Consider the following 13,496-nt stretch of genomic DNA (forward strand, 5'->3'; position numbering starts at 1 on the left):
GTGGGCCGTGCTCGGTGTGCGGTGGTGTGCGGTGCGCGTCTGCTCAGGAGGCCAGGTCGTGGGTCACCTGGTCGGCGAGCCGACGGGCCAGTTCGAGGCGCTTGATCTTGGCGGTGGCCGTGCGCGGCAGCTCGCCGAGCTTCATCTGGATGGGGTCGGCCATCGTGGACTGGTCGGCGATGGCGCGCTTCCAGCGGGCCAGGTCCAGCGGGGCGTCGTCCTTGGTGCAGACGACCGGCACCGGCTCCTGCTCGGGGCCCGGCACGATGATGAGCTCGGTCAGCTCGGGCAGCCGGTGCAGGACGGTGTCCTCGACCTCCAGGGTCGAGTGGATCGTCGGGATCTGGTCGACCTCGCGGTCCAGCAGGTGCAGGCAGCCCCACTTGGTGCGGTAGCCGATGTCGCCGCCGCGCCACCACTCGCCGTCGAGCTGCTTCTCGAAGCGCTCGGCCTCGCCGTAGTAGGTCAGGGCGCGGCCGGCGGTCTGGACGTCGATGTAGCCGGGGTTGTCGTGGGTGACGGGCTTGCCGTTGCGGGACACCAGGCGGTACTTGGTGATGCCCGGCGTGGAGTAGCCCTGGCAGCGGCCGTCGGCCTGCATGACGGTCTTGCGGGTGTACGGGCGGGCGACCAGCGGGCCGCACTCGCTCTGGCCGTACACCTGGAGGAAGACGGGGCTCTTGCGCTCCGAGGCCCGCAGGAACTTGTCCATCGTGCCCGGGTGGATGGCGTCGAAGGTGGAGTTGTAGAAGCGGACCGTCTTGAACGGCTTGCGCGGGTCGTCGAGGATCGACTCGCACTCCAGGAAGGAGTTCGGGTGCGTCTCGAAGACGCCCGGACGGTACTTGACCATCGCGTCCGCGACCTTCGCCGGCTCGGCGTCGTCCAGGAAGACCATCGGCTTGTTGGCCAGCATCATGGCCGCGATGCCCGGGTACATCCGCGAGTGGACGTAGGAGACGTGCATCAGGATGGGCTCGCGCTGGCGCAGCAGGCTGACGGGGATGTTCTGCCAGCGGTAGCGGGCACCGATCGAACGGGCGGAGTGCACGACCAGCTTGGGGATGCCGGTGGTGCCCGAGGTGTGGGTCATGATCGCGTGCGAGTCGGGGTGGAGCGTCACCGGCGTGCGCTCGGGGGCGCCGGCCAGGTCGGAGAGCGAGATCGCGCCCTCGACCGGCTCGGTGACCGAGATGACCCGCGCGGTGAGCTCGGCGAGCGGCGAGGCGGCCAGCGAGCCCGTGAGCTTCGCGGCGTCCGTCAGCAGCGTCGGTGCGGGCAGCCGCTGCAGCAGCGCGTTGATGGTCTCTCCGTCGAGGTGCGCGGAGAGCATCACCGGGACGGCGCCGATACGGGCCGTGGCGCACGCGAAGAGGGTGATGTCGAAGTTGTTGGTCTTGTGGATGACGACGTGTTCGCTGGGCCGGATACCACTGGCCCACAGGCGGTTTGCCATCTCGGCGATCAGGTCGGCGAATTGGGCGACCGTCAGGACCTGGCCGACCTCGGGGAGGGCGTCCATGGTGCGGTCGAGCGTGATGGTGTTGGCGCCGAACTGGGCGGCAGCCTCCTCGGCCACCAGGCCGAGGTAGAGCGGCGTCTTGTTCTTGGGAATCCGGAGCATGTGTTCAAGTTCTCACCAAGAATGCCCGGGCCCAATGGCGGTTGTTTGACTGTGTCAGCTCGACGGAATCGAGCCATCGGAATGGCGGGAATCAACAGCGGTGTGCACGAGAAAAGGCCCGTAGCGGATGCTCCCGCTACGGGCCTTTCCGGTGCCGGTGCGTTGCTGTTCTTGCTGGTTGTCGGGGGTGTTACTACTTGAGCCCCTGCTTGAGCGCCTCGGCGACCTGGAGGGTGCGGACGGTCTGGTAGCCGACCGCCTTGAGGTTGTCCTCGGTCACGTTCTGGGCGAGCAGTCCCGGGACGGCCTGGAGCCCGGACGTGGCGCTCACGCCGTACGGGTTGCCGTTGCTCGGCGCCACCATGATCGGGTCGGTGACGCCCGGGGGCACGATGATCGCGCCCCAGTGGTAGAAGACGTTCGACAGGGACAGGACGGTCGACTCCTGGCCACCGTGCTGGGTGCCCGTGGACGTGAACGAGGACATGGCCTTGTTCTTCAGCCCGCCGCGGGCGTGCAGTTCGAAGGTCTGGTCGATGAAGTGCTTGAGCGGGCCGGCCATGGCGCCGTAGCGGCCCGGGGTGCCCCAGATGACCGCGTCGGCCCAGTCGAGGTCGTCCTGCGTGGCGATCTCGACCTCGCGGCTGCTGCCGCCGACGTGCTCCTGGAACGCCTCGGTCCACTCGGAGAAGTTGGGCGCGATGGTGGCTTCCTGGATCTCGGCGACGCGGCGCAGGCGCACCTGGGCGCCGGCCTTCTCCGCTGCCTCGGCGGCGGCCACCGCGAGCTTGTGGATGTTTCCGGTCGCCGAGTAGTAGACGATCGCGACGTTGGTCATCGGCTCTTCAATCTCTCTTGTCTTGTGGGATTCAGGGCTTCGCGCTTTCGCGGTCGGTTCCCGGCGGGTTGTCAATGGCATAACGCCAGGAGCCGTCCGCGCCGCGGCGCACCACATCCGTGGCCGTGCCTTCGTGGAGTACGGAAGTTCCGTCCGGCTTGACGCCCTTGATCAGATAGTCACACAGCAGCAGCGCCAGGTCGTCGTATTCGTAGCAGTGGCGCACCGTCAATTTCATCGGGATGCCCAGTGACATGAAGCTGCGGGTCGCGTCGCGCCGGCCCTCGCCCGTGACGACCTCGCCGGGGGTGAGCACGCGTACCGCCCCGGGCTCGAAGAGGCGGTCGATCGCCTCTATGTCGCGGGCGTTGAAAGCGCGCAGGAACGCATCGGGAAGTTCGGCCGGTGCCGTGACGAGTGTGGTCATGGTGACTCCTGGGAGGGGGGAAGGAGGTACCTGGCGGAGGCGAGGGAGGTGGAGGTGGAGGTGGAGCGCCCACCGTGGGGGGAGTGGGGGGATCCGGCGGTGGGGGGGGGTGGGGATACGGGTGGGGAGCCCGCGGCTACTCGACGGCGATGCCGGACGAGCCCTCGGGGCGCACCGGCTCGTCGGGCAGCCGGTCCAGCGCCATTCCGAAGTACTTGTGGTAGGCCTCGAACACTTCGGTGTCATCGGTGAGTTGCTCCACGGTGAACTCACCGTGGACCCGCTTCGTCAGCGTGTGGCCCTTCAGCGTGATCCGGCCCTCGACCGTCGGCAGCGAGCAGAACACGTCCTGCATGAACGGCGAGTCCGGGCAGGTGCGGAACCACCACAGCGAAGGCCGGAACTCGCCCAGCTCACGCGCCCGGCCGTCCACCCGGTACATCGGATCGCCGTCCATGAACAGGTCGAACTCGCCCTGCAGCTCCGGTCCGAAGGCGAACGCGCCCTGCGGGTCGTACTGCACCGCCTCGGTCCCCAGCAGCAGCGGCCGCCGCGCGTTGCGCCGGAAGCCCACGTCCACCAGGTACGCCGACCCGTCGACGGTCACGCGCAGCATCAGGTGGCCCAGCGGAGCGCCGAGCCCGCCCGGCCGGTGGACCCGCGCCGAAAGGATCTCCACCTGGAAGCCGAGCGCCTCCAGCAGCAGCCCGAAGGCCGGGTTCACCTCGTAGCAGGCACCGCCGCGGCCCTGGTGCACGATCTTGTCGACGGCCCGCTCGTCCAGGTGGATCTCCTGGCCGAGGTGGTAGTCGAGGTTCTCGAACGGCACGGTCAGCACGTGCCGTTCGGTCAGCTCGGCCAGCGCGGCCAGGTCCGCCTTCGCGGGGCGCGAAGCGCCGATCCGGGCCAGGTACGCCGTCGCGAGCCCGTTGTCGATCATCAGGCGTCCAGGGTCTTGATCACGGAGGCGACCTGGAGCGTACGGCGCGCCTGGAAGGCCGCGGCCTCCAGGTTCTCCTCCGGGACCTGGCCCGGGTTGCCGCCGACCACGGCGGAGGCGCCGTACGGGTTGCCGTTCTTCGGCTTGTACAGCACCGGGTCCGTGGAGCCGGTGGAGACGATGACCGAACCCCAGTGGGTGATCGCATTGTGCAGGGCGAGGATCGCCGAGACCTGCCCGCCGTGGGCCGCCGAGCCGGACGCGAAGGCGGACACCGCCTTGTTCAGCAGCTTGCCCTCGATCGACAGCTTCGACGTGGAGTTGATGAAGTGCATCAGCTGCGGGGCGGCGAGACCGAAGTGCACCGGGGTGCCGAGCAGGATGCCGTCCGCCCACTCCAGGTCCGCGAGGGTCACCACGGGGATGTCCTTGGTGGCGTCCTGGAAGTCGGAGGCGCCGTCGCGGCTCGCGGCCTCACCGTTCGGGGCGATCTCGGCGATGCGCAGCAGGCGGACCTCCGCGCCCTCCTTCTCGGCCGCGGTGGCGGCGGCCTCGGCGAGCTTGTGGGTGGAGCCGGTGGACGAGTAGTAGATGACAGCGATGTTCGTCATGACGCGAAGCACTCCCTTTCGACCGCCCCCGCTCGTATCCGGTTTTCGACTGCCGGGGCCTTGGGTTGATCCTGTTCCGTGCCCGGCGCCCCACCGAGGGCGCCGGCCCTAGTCCGTCACGTACGCGCGGCCGTGTGTCAGGTGCGCGCGTACGTGTGTCACCTGCGCGCGTATGCGTGTCAGGTACGGGCGGCCCGGCGCCGGCGGCGGCCGGTCACCACCAGCAGCACCACGCAGCAGCCCAGCAGCGCGGACATGAACAGCCCGACGCCCCTGACCTCGCCGAACGCGAGCGGGATCTGTGCGCCTATTCCGCCGCCGATGTTGAGCGTGAACCCGTACAGGGCCGTCGCCATGACCCCGTGGGCGGTGCCCGAGATCGCGCCGATCTCCTGCACCACGGCAGGGCCGATCGCCGCCAGGCCCAGCATGAACACGAACAGCGCCCCGGCCAGCCCGGCGGCCGTACCGCCGAACAGCCCGGCACCGCAGATCCCCGCCGCCGCCACGGCGAACGCCCCGGCTCCGCGCGGCCGGGCCGGGATCCGGCCCAGCAGCGGGGCCAGCAGGACGCCCAGCACCAGCGCGGGAATGGCCGTGGCCCGCAGCGTCAGCATCGCCTGGCCGTCACCGACCAGCGAGGCCGGACCGTAGAGCTGCACGCTCGTGTAGACGGCCGTCATGGTGCTGGAACAGGTGATCCCGACGACGTACAGGGGCAGCAGCCGCAACCACATCCGCCTGGTCTCGCCGCGATCCGCCCGCGAGGCGGGGTCCCCGGCAGAGCCGGCGCCCGCGCCGCCCTTGGCCCGCACCGGATCCACCGGCGCCAGCACCCGGCGCAGGATCTGCGCACCCACCAGTAGCAGCGGCGCGGTCACCCAGAACGTGCCCCGCCAGCCGACGACGGCGGCCAGCAGCTGCGATTCCACCTGCCCGGCGACGATGGTCCCCGCCATGCAGGCGGAGACGATCGTGAGCGCCGTCGGCAGCTTCGAAGCCGGCATGTGCGTGTTCAGGTAGGCGTACACCAGCGGGACGTACACGCCGGCGAACAGACCCTGCCCGGCCCGCAGCGCCAGCCCCGCACCGAAGGAGTCCGCCAGCGGCACGCAGGCGGTCACCACCGCCAGCGCGCTCACCCCGGCCACCAGCACCGCCCGGGTGCCGAACCGCCGGGCCAGCGCCCCGCTGAACAGCGAGATGATCGCGTACGTCACCGCGTACGCGGAGGTGGCCCAGGTGGCCGACGCCTGGTCCACCCCCCAGGCCCGCCCGATGTCGGGCAGCAGCGGGATCGCCACGTACAGCTGGCCCACCACCAGCATCCCCAGCAGGGAGATGGCCGCGACCACGCGCGCGAAGGACCGCCCCGCCTCGGGTGAGGCGGGGCGGTCCGCGCCGCCGCGCAAGACGGCCCGGTGCGGTGCGGTGGGCTGGGGAGAGGTCGTGCGCAGGCTCATCGTTCCTCCAGGGCTGCGGTGCACCCCGGGAGGGTGGGCCGGTCCGGGCGAGGTGGCGGGTCGGCGATCAGCCGCCGTACGGCTGCTGGGCCTTCTTGTCCTTCAGCGCGGTGCCCCACCACTCCAGCGCGTCGAGGAGGGTCTTGGCCGCGGCCTCCGCCTCGGTCGGGTCGATGAGGTTGCCCTGCTCGTCGAACTGGCCCCAGGGACCGTGGAATCCGACGGTGTCGCGGACCGTCACCGAGTGGGTCTCGGCGAAGATCTGGCGCAGGTGCTCGACGGCGCGCATACCGCCGGCGAGGCCGCCGTAGCCGACGAAGCCGACCGGCTTGGCGTGCCACTCGGTGGTGTGCCAGTCGATCAGCGACTTGAGCGAGGCGGGGTAGGAGTGGTTGTACTCGGGGGTGACGACGACGAACGCGTCGGCGGCGGCCAGCCGGGGCGAAACGCCCGAGAGCACGGCCTGGACCTCCAGGTCCGGCGACTGCGACAGCCGGTTCGGCAGGTCGTGCTCGATCAGGTCGATCACGTCGATCTCAAGGTTCTGCCGCTCACGGGCGACACCGGTGAACCAGTTCGCGATGACCGGGCCGAACCGGCCGTCACGGACACTTGCGACGATGACTGCGACGCGGAGCGGCTCAGACATTGAAAAATACCTCCGGATGAGTGCGAGCTAGCGGTGCCCACTTTTTGCGCCGCGAGCCGGGCGGACAACGCCGCAGGCACGAGTACGTCAACTTGCCGGCCCCGCCTCCCACAGGTGCGCGTTGACCTGCCGGGCCGCCCCGGCCAGCCCTGGCAGCTCCACGACCTCGATCCCGGCCGCACGCAGCTCGGCCACGCCCGTGCACGCCGCCACGAACAGCGCCGGCTCCCGCCACGCGATGACCACCCGGCGCACCCCGGCCGCGATCGCCAGCCGCGCACACGGAACCGGCCGGGACCGCCGCTGCGAACACGGCTCCAGCGTCGAGTAGAGCGTCGCCGTACGCAGCCGGGCATCGTCCGGCGCGAGCTTGGCCAGCGCCGACTCCTCCGCGTGCACCGTCGGATCGCCCTCGCGGCTGTACCCGTACGACAGCTCCGTCCCGCCGCCGTCCACGAGCACCGCACCCACCGAGTACGCGCCCGGGCTGGGCGGGCACCGCCGCGACAGGGCGATCGCCCGGCGCATCCACTCCTCGTCCGACAGGTACAGCGGTGTCACAGTGCACGCTCCTTCGGCGCGTAGCGCAGCACGACGGCATCGCCCGCCACCCGCGCGTCCAGCAGTCTCATCCGGGCGGCGGGCCCGCCCGGGAACTCCGCCCCGCCCACCAGCCGCGGCGCGCCCTCCTGCCCCACCAGCAGCGGAGCCACGGCCACCTGGAGCTCGTCGGCCAGGTCCAGGGCGAGCAGCTGCGTGTGCACGGACGTGCCGCCCTCCACCATCAGCCGCCCGACACCGCGCCGCCCGAGCACGTCGAGCACCCGCGCCCAGTCCAGCTCCGGCCCGGTGCTCACCACCTCGGCGAGGCCGCCGAGCGCCGCGCGCAGCGGCCCGGCGCTCCCGTCGACGGTGAACACCACCTTCTCGCCACCGCAGTGCCAGAACCGCAGCCCGGGATCGAGCCAGGGCGAGGCGGTGACGGTGACCTTGAGCGGATCCGCGGGCACGCCGCGGTCCACCCGGGCGGCCCGCCGCCGCGGATCGCCCACCAGCAGCCGCGGATTGTCCTTCCGTACGGTGCTCGCGCCCACCAGCAGCGCGTCACAGGACGCGCGTACGGCGTCCACCCGGTCGAAGTCCTCGGGCGAGGACAGCAACAGCCGGTCGGGGCTCGCGTCGTCGAGCCGCCCGTCCACGCTCATCGCGGCGGACAGCAGGACGTACGGCCTGCGCGCACTGCCCATGCGGACGTCACCCCTCCCTGTACCCCTGCTCGTCGGTCGGGGCGTCACCGTAGGCGGTGCCCCTCGGCCAACTTGCGGGCCGCGAGCCGAGTCCGTCAGCTCAGCGCCGGCCCACCGCCGGGTAGTGACGGATTCCGGATAGCCGTGGCGGGAACCCTGCGTTCCTGACCGAGGCTGCACGCACTCGACCGAAAGCTTTGTCCTGCGTGCCAGGACGGAACGGAGTGTGGTTCACGTGCTCACCAGACGCTCGCTCATACGCGCCGGCGCCAGCGTCGGGGCGGCCGCCGCACTGACAGCCGGAACCGGTGGCCTGATGCTGGCGCAGGCTGCCGGCGCCACCCCGTGGAAGACGCTGCAGGGCTGCCTGTCCGGCCGGCTCGTCCTGCCCGGCGACGCGACGTACGAGACGGCCAAGCAGCTGCAGCTGGCCCAGTTCGACGCGATCCACCCGCAGGCCATCGCGTACTGCACCAGCGAGGCCGATGTGGCCGCGTGCATACGCTTCGCCCAGGACTACGGCCTCGCCCCCGCGGTGCGCAGCGGCGGCCACAGCCAGGCCGGCTACTCGACCACCCCGGGCCTGGTCATCGACGTCTCGAAGCTCAACCACGTCCGCCCCGGCGACACCGTCCACCTGGGCCCGGGCAGCCAGGGAGTCGACGTCCTCAACTCCCTCGCCCCGTACAACATCCAGGTGGCGGCCGGTACGTGCCCCACCGTCGCGGTGGGCGGCTGGCTCCAGGGCGGCGGCCTCGGCTACGCCACCCGCAAGTTCGGCATGGGCGCCGACCGGCTGGTCTCGGCCCGGGTCGTCCTGGCCAACGGGCGGACCGTACGCGCCTCGGAGACCGAGAACCCCGACCTGTACTGGGGCCTGCGCGGCGGTGGCGGCGGCAACTTCGGGGTCGTGACCGACTTCGAGGTGCAGCCGGTCCAGATCCCCTCGCTCACCACGTACAACCTCAACTTCGCCTGGTCGGACGCCGTCCAGGTGATCCTCGCCTGGCAGGACTGGATCGTGACCGCGCCCCGGGAGCTCTCCTCGGAGCTGCTGTTCCTGCTCTCCACCGACGCCCCGGCGGGCACCGAGCCGTACGTCGTCCTCACCGGCGGCTACGCCGGCACGCAGGCCGACTGCGACCGGGCACTGGACCAGCTGGTCACCGCCGTCGGCCGGCCCACCACCTCGCGTACGGTCAGCGAACTGCCGTACCGGGACGCGATGATGAACGTCTTCGGCTGCGGGACGAAGACCGTGAACGAGTGCCACCGGATCGGCTACTCGCCCGAGGCGCAGCTGTCGCGCGACAACTACTCCCTGGGCCGGAACAACTTCTTCGCCCGCGGCTGGACCCGCGCCGACGCCGAGGCGGCCGTGGCGGCCTTCACGGCCGACTTCCGTCCGGGCCAGTTCCGCTTCCTGGGCCTGTTCGCCTACGCGGGCAAGGTCAACGACGTCGCCCCGACGGCCACGGCGTTCGTGCACCGCGACTCGCTCTTCAACGCCGGGTACTCGGTGGGCCTGACCAACCCGAACCTCACGCAGGAGGACAAGGACCGGGGCCAGGCCTGGGTGGACAACGGCTTCAACACCGTGGAGCCGTTCTCGGCGTCGCTGCACCAGTCGTACCAGAACTACATGGACCCGGCGCTGACGAACTGGCGCGAGGCCTACTACGGCCGGAACTACACCCGCCTCCGCTCGGTCAAGCGCACCTACGACCCGAACCGCTTCTTCCGCTTCGCGCAGGGCATCGACTGACGCAGGGGCGGGCCGGGGCGTCGCCCCGCACCCCGGCCGGGTCAGCGCAGCGGCCAGACGCGCGCGGACCCGGCGGGGGGCCCGGCCCGCCAGACCCTCCACCAACCCTGCCACCACCTCGGCACCCTGTTCCTGTCCATGCCGGGCAGCGTAGGCAGGGGCCGGGCGGGGGTTCACGGAGCGGGAGAGGAATCTGTCACTCCGCGGGGTGCGACCGATCGCAGCCGGTAGCGGTGGAGCCGGAAGGCGGCGTACGCCACGAACGGCACCGTGACACCGGGCACGACCCACCAGGGCAGGCCGATCGCGAAGGCGGGGACCGCCACGGCGAGGGTGGCGACCGCCGCGCCGATGAGCAGCGGGAACCCGAGCGAGCGCCAGGTCCAGGGCTCCCGCCCGCCGAACCCGGCGAGCCACGCGGTCGCGAAGCCGAGCCCGAGGGCCGCGAGCAGGCCCGCGAAGGTGCCGAGGCCGGCGGTCATCTGGGCATCGTCGCGGGGCTCGTCGGCGGAGCTCTGCCGTGCGTCTCCCTTGGCGAGGGCCATGACCGTGCCGCGCCACACGGTGGCGGTCACCTGGTCCCCGGGCTCCAGCCGCGCGAGCAGCGGCCCGGGGTCACCGAAGCGCACGACGGTCTTCCAGGAGGCGCCGGTGGTGGACGTGCCGGAAAGGGTCGCCTCGAAGCTGCCGCTCCGGCCCTTCTTGACCACCGTGCGGTCGACGGTGAGGGGGAGGGTGCGCAGGCAGTCGTCGGTGCTGTCGTCACACGGCTCGGCGGCGGCGTAGTCCCCGTAACGCCGGATGTCGTCCGGCAGCGATACGGCGAACAGGAATCCGCTGATCAGCGCGGGTATCAGCGACAGGACGACCAATAACGCCCCGGCCATCCGCCCCGGCCGATATCTGAGATCTGCCACCACTAGCCCCCTTGTGCGCACGCATGTTCGCTCCCCACAGCTTCCACGGCCGCAGGCGGGCAGGCAACCGGCTTGATCGGCGCGCCTCAGGGCCAGTCGACGATGGCGGCGAACACGACGTAGTCGAGGACGACGACGGCAGGAGCGAGCAAGGCGAACCCGACCCGCCGGGCGGCGTTCCGCCGCTGCCAGGGCAGCGCCCAGCAGACCACCAGCACGGCGAGGACGAGCAGCAGGCCGGTGGTGAAGACGGGGAAGGCGAGGCCGTACGAGGCGTCGAACCGATCGCTCGCGGCGTCCCCGCAGGAATCGCAGGCCATGGGAGACAGCCCGACGAAGAAGAACGCGACGAGCCCCATCGGCAGGGTCAGCAGGGTGGAGAGCAGCGGCGCGACGAAGGCGCGCGGGTCGCGCGAGGTGGTGTCCTGATCCATGCCACGAGTCAACTCCGCCGACGAAAGCGGCACATGAGCGCGGGTACTCAGGCCACTAGGTATCTCGGGGCGGGGCGGGGCGGGGGCGGGGTCCCGGTAACCGGTATCAGAGGGAGTCCGGGGGTTTCCCGACAGTCCACTGTCCTTCCGGTGCGGTCCGGCCCGTCAAGGGCGCTCACTTCGTTCGCGTCGCTTCGCGATGGCCTTCGGCCACCCTTGACTGCCCGGCCCGCCCCGGAATGCCATAAGACTGTCGGGAAGCCCCCGAAGGAACGGTCAGGGGGACAGGTCCACATTCAGCTCCCTCAGGGATGCTGATCTCCCGCCCCCGTTCAGCCGCACCCTGCCCCACCAGGACCGACCAGCGACCGGGGGCGCGTCAGATCGCTACGCGCTTCTCTCGGCTTGGCGTCCGACGACCGCCTGTGGCCGGACATAGACCGCCCACGACCGGCACAGAGGACCCTTGGCCTGCGACAGCAGGCGGTTTGTCCCTTTTGGCGGCCAATCGGGACCCACAAGCGGCCTTGCCGGAGCGGAAGGTCGAGAAATCCGGCATCAGACTCCCCCACACCCCCTCTCGCCGCCTTTTCGCCCCCTCTCGCCCTCTTTTCGGGCCCTCTCGCCCTCTTTTCGGCCCAAAGAGCGTCCAGACAGCCCGCAGACGCCCGAAAACCCGCCCACGGACGTCCCCTGGCGACCCCCCACGACGTGCAGACGCCGGAAAACCGCCCACCTGCGCCGCGTGGGCGGCCTATGTCCAGCCCCGGACGGTCGCCGGACGCTATACCGAGAGAAGCGCGTAGCGATCCGCCGCGAACTGGGGCCCCATCGTCATCTCATCACTGTCTGGTGCAGGTTGGCCCTCCCCGCGCCCCCGTCACCGGCTGGGCTTGGTGGTCCTGGCGGGCTGGGTGCGGATGGACAGGGAGGTCCTGGTCGGCATCTCCGACAGGGCCGCTCCTGGTCGGATAACCTCCCGGCCATTCCTTCGGGGGCTTCCCGGCAGTCTTATGGCATTCCGGGGCGGGGCGGTCGGTCAAGGGTGGCCGAAGGCCATCGCGAAGCGACGCGAACGAAGTGAGCGCCCTTGACGGACCGACCCGACACGGAAGGACAGTGGACTGACGGGACGCCCCCGGACCCTTCACCGACCCCGGCCGACCGGGACCCCGCCCCCCGAAGCCCCCGCTCGCGTTCCTGCCGCCCCAGGCGCACCCTGGAGGCAGGGTGACCCCCTGGAGGTGATGCACCATGCCCACACTCGTCGGGTGGCACGTGGAGCTCGAATTCACCGAGGAAGGCCACCGCACCAGCGCGGCGGCCATGGTCAGGCTCGGTGACGGCTCCGAGATGAGGGCGCACGGCTACGCCATGCGCCACCCCTCCGACCCGGAGCAGCTGCGGGTCGGGGAAGAGATCGCCGGCGCTCGCGCGCTGATGGATCTCGCGTCCCAGATGTTGCAGAAGGCCCACTCAGAGATCGATGCAGAGACGGGCCGACACTCTTACCCGATCAGCTAGTGACCCACTGAGCGAGGTGGGACCACGCGCTGGGAGTGAGAGTGAGCGAGGGGCCGTGAGGGACTTTCGAGTCCCTCACGTGCACCTGGTCGGCGCAGGTGGCGACCTCGACGCAGGCGCCGCCTTCGTCGTCGCTGTAGCTCGACTTGCGCCAGGCGACGGCGACCTCAAGGCAGTCGCCGCCGTCGCTGCCGCTGTAGCTGGACTTGAACCACGTGAGTGCCGTGCTCATGGGTCTCCTAGGAGCTGCTTCAACAGGGCCCTGGTTTCCTCTGGATTGAGGGCCTCCGTACGCAGCATGGCATACCGCTGAGCCACGATGCTGACCTCGTTCAGGTCGGATACGAGCTGGCTGCCGCGCTGACTTTCGATGTAGGCAACGTGCTGGAGCGGGTGGGGTTCGAGGAGGATGAACGGGCCGTCGAGGGCCGGGTGGCTGGTGCGGTCGAGGGGCAGGACCTGGATCATGACGCCGGGCAGAGAAGAGCAGTCCAGCAGGTGCTGGAGCTGTCCCCGGAGGACCTCCGGCCCGCCGAGCGGCATCCGGAGCACTGGCTCCCAGATGACGAAGCTGGCCACCATGGGCTTCTTGCGGCGCAGCGCTGTCTGGCGGACCATGCGGGTTGCCGTCTTCTCCTCGATCTCCTCCTCACAGAAGAAGGGCACGCGGCTCCGGAATACAGCCTCCGCATACGGCTCGGTCTGGAGCAGGCCCGGGACGGTTTGATTCTGGTACGACGACAAGGCCAGAGCCATGCGCTCCAGCTGGATCAGCGGTTCGGCCCAGTCGGGCAGCGAGTCCACGTCCGGCATGCGGTTCGCGGCGACGCTCAGGATCCCCGGCAGCGCCAGATGCTGGTCCATCTGCTCGGCGATGTCCGGCATCAGCATGCGCCTGCCCTGCTCGATCGAGGCGATGGTCTGTTCCTCCAGCCCCACCAACTCTCCAAGTTGCTTCTGGGTCAGGTTCTTCGCGACGCGGCTGACGGCGACCATCGCTCCGACCATCTTCATGGTCGTCGCGTTGGGCCGTGGGCGCTTCCTTGGTGGCATGACA

General features: G+C 70.5%; 15 protein-coding genes. 2 read left to right on the forward strand and 13 right to left on the reverse strand.

The window, feature by feature from the left end:
• Positions 1 to 43: 43 nt before the first annotated feature.
• From ACIQU4_RS37830 to ACIQU4_RS37870, 9 genes are all read right to left on the reverse strand, one after another.
• Positions 44 to 1,624 (reverse strand): AMP-binding protein, encoded by a 1,581-nt coding sequence (locus ACIQU4_RS37830; RefSeq protein WP_403740981.1) that lies wholly within the window; start codon positions 1,622 to 1,624, stop codon positions 44 to 46.
• Positions 1,625 to 1,817: 193 nt separating this feature from the next.
• The gene (locus ACIQU4_RS37835; protein WP_385585667.1) at positions 1,818 to 2,462 is read right to left on the reverse strand and encodes an NAD(P)H-dependent oxidoreductase; all 645 of its coding nucleotides are present in this window, start codon (positions 2,460 to 2,462) and stop codon (positions 1,818 to 1,820) included.
• A 31-nt stretch (positions 2,463 to 2,493) separates the two neighbouring features.
• Positions 2,494 to 2,889, reverse strand: a complete 396-nt coding sequence (locus ACIQU4_RS37840; RefSeq protein ID WP_399481987.1) for a YybH family protein — start codon at positions 2,887 to 2,889, stop codon at positions 2,494 to 2,496.
• 136 nt (positions 2,890 to 3,025) lie between these two features.
• Entirely contained in the window at positions 3,026 to 3,829 is an 804-nt protein-coding gene (locus ACIQU4_RS37845; protein ID WP_403740984.1) for an arylamine N-acetyltransferase, read from the reverse strand.
• Positions 3,829 to 4,440 (reverse strand): NAD(P)H-dependent oxidoreductase, encoded by a 612-nt coding sequence (locus tag ACIQU4_RS37850; protein WP_403740986.1) that lies wholly within the window; start codon positions 4,438 to 4,440, stop codon positions 3,829 to 3,831. The genes ACIQU4_RS37845 and ACIQU4_RS37850 overlap by 1 nt, the downstream gene beginning before the upstream one ends.
• 179 nt (positions 4,441 to 4,619) lie before the next feature.
• On the reverse strand, positions 4,620 to 5,903 hold the full coding sequence (locus ACIQU4_RS37855; RefSeq protein ID WP_403740988.1) for an MFS transporter: 1,284 nt from the start codon (positions 5,901 to 5,903) through the stop codon (positions 4,620 to 4,622).
• Between the two features lie 67 nt (positions 5,904 to 5,970).
• On the reverse strand, positions 5,971 to 6,552 hold the full coding sequence (locus tag ACIQU4_RS37860; RefSeq protein ID WP_053691892.1) for an NADPH-dependent FMN reductase: 582 nt from the start codon (positions 6,550 to 6,552) through the stop codon (positions 5,971 to 5,973).
• A gap of 87 nt (positions 6,553 to 6,639) precedes the next feature.
• On the reverse strand, positions 6,640 to 7,113 hold the full coding sequence (locus tag ACIQU4_RS37865; RefSeq protein WP_403740992.1) for a deaminase: 474 nt from the start codon (positions 7,111 to 7,113) through the stop codon (positions 6,640 to 6,642).
• Entirely contained in the window at positions 7,110 to 7,799 is a 690-nt protein-coding gene (locus ACIQU4_RS37870) for a RibD family protein (RefSeq protein ID WP_403740995.1), read from the reverse strand. The genes ACIQU4_RS37865 and ACIQU4_RS37870 overlap by 4 nt, the downstream gene beginning before the upstream one ends.
• A gap of 235 nt (positions 7,800 to 8,034) precedes the next feature.
• Here ACIQU4_RS37870 and ACIQU4_RS37875 point away from each other — a divergent pair, with 235 nt between their 5' ends.
• Positions 8,035 to 9,564 (forward strand): FAD-dependent oxidoreductase, encoded by a 1,530-nt coding sequence (locus ACIQU4_RS37875; RefSeq protein ID WP_403740998.1) that lies wholly within the window; start codon positions 8,035 to 8,037, stop codon positions 9,562 to 9,564.
• A gap of 173 nt (positions 9,565 to 9,737) precedes the next feature.
• Here ACIQU4_RS37875 and ACIQU4_RS37880 read toward each other — a convergent pair whose 3' ends face one another.
• Entirely contained in the window at positions 9,738 to 10,481 is a 744-nt protein-coding gene (locus ACIQU4_RS37880) for a hypothetical protein (RefSeq protein ID WP_403741000.1), read from the reverse strand.
• A gap of 86 nt (positions 10,482 to 10,567) precedes the next feature.
• Complete coding sequence (locus tag ACIQU4_RS37885) at positions 10,568 to 10,915, reverse strand: hypothetical protein (protein WP_403741003.1); 348 nt, start codon at positions 10,913 to 10,915, stop codon at positions 10,568 to 10,570.
• Between the two features lie 1,254 nt (positions 10,916 to 12,169).
• Between ACIQU4_RS37885 and ACIQU4_RS37890 the strand changes: the two genes are divergently transcribed.
• Positions 12,170 to 12,439: a DUF1876 domain-containing protein gene (locus ACIQU4_RS37890; RefSeq protein ID WP_403741006.1), complete on the forward strand. Its 270-nt coding sequence runs from the start codon at positions 12,170 to 12,172 to the stop codon at positions 12,437 to 12,439.
• Here ACIQU4_RS37890 and ACIQU4_RS37895 read toward each other — a convergent pair.
• Together ACIQU4_RS37895 and ACIQU4_RS37900 are read right to left on the reverse strand one after the other, a co-directional pair.
• Positions 12,432 to 12,671, reverse strand: a complete 240-nt coding sequence (locus ACIQU4_RS37895; RefSeq protein WP_403741009.1) for a DUF397 domain-containing protein — start codon at positions 12,669 to 12,671, stop codon at positions 12,432 to 12,434. The two genes, ACIQU4_RS37890 and ACIQU4_RS37895, sit on opposite strands and share 8 nt — an antisense overlap.
• A complete protein-coding gene (locus tag ACIQU4_RS37900) occupies positions 12,668 to 13,453 on the reverse strand; it encodes a Scr1 family TA system antitoxin-like transcriptional regulator (protein WP_403741012.1) in 786 nt (261 codons plus the stop codon). Before ACIQU4_RS37900 ends, ACIQU4_RS37895 begins: the two co-directional genes overlap by 4 nt.
• Positions 13,454 to 13,496: the final 43 nt, after the last annotated feature.

Origin of the sequence: Streptomyces sp. NPDC090741, from assembly GCF_044769045.1 — a bacterium.
Classification (GTDB): domain Bacteria; phylum Actinomycetota; class Actinomycetes; order Streptomycetales; family Streptomycetaceae; genus Streptomyces.

Coding starts and splice junctions, on each gene's coding strand:
- ACIQU4_RS37830 (WP_403740981.1), bottom strand. CDS start 1,624: ATGCTCCGGATTCCCAAGAACAAGACGCCGCTCTACCTCGGCCTGGTG.
- ACIQU4_RS37835 (WP_385585667.1), bottom strand. CDS start 2,462: ATGACCAACGTCGCGATCGTCTACTACTCGGCGACCGGAAACATCCAC.
- ACIQU4_RS37840 (WP_399481987.1), bottom strand. CDS start 2,889: ATGACCACACTCGTCACGGCACCGGCCGAACTTCCCGATGCGTTCCTG.
- ACIQU4_RS37845 (WP_403740984.1), bottom strand. CDS start 3,829: ATGATCGACAACGGGCTCGCGACGGCGTACCTGGCCCGGATCGGCGCT.
- ACIQU4_RS37850 (WP_403740986.1), bottom strand. CDS start 4,440: ATGACGAACATCGCTGTCATCTACTACTCGTCCACCGGCTCCACCCAC.
- ACIQU4_RS37855 (WP_403740988.1), bottom strand. CDS start 5,903: ATGAGCCTGCGCACGACCTCTCCCCAGCCCACCGCACCGCACCGGGCC.
- ACIQU4_RS37860 (WP_053691892.1), bottom strand. CDS start 6,552: ATGTCTGAGCCGCTCCGCGTCGCAGTCATCGTCGCAAGTGTCCGTGAC.
- ACIQU4_RS37870 (WP_403740995.1), bottom strand. CDS start 7,799: ATGGGCAGTGCGCGCAGGCCGTACGTCCTGCTGTCCGCCGCGATGAGC.
- ACIQU4_RS37885 (WP_403741003.1), bottom strand. CDS start 10,915: ATGGATCAGGACACCACCTCGCGCGACCCGCGCGCCTTCGTCGCGCCG.
- ACIQU4_RS37890 (WP_403741006.1), top strand. CDS start 12,170: ATGCCCACACTCGTCGGGTGGCACGTGGAGCTCGAATTCACCGAGGAA.
- ACIQU4_RS37895 (WP_403741009.1), bottom strand. CDS start 12,671: ATGAGCACGGCACTCACGTGGTTCAAGTCCAGCTACAGCGGCAGCGAC.
- ACIQU4_RS37900 (WP_403741012.1), bottom strand. CDS start 13,453: ATGAAGATGGTCGGAGCGATGGTCGCCGTCAGCCGCGTCGCGAAGAAC.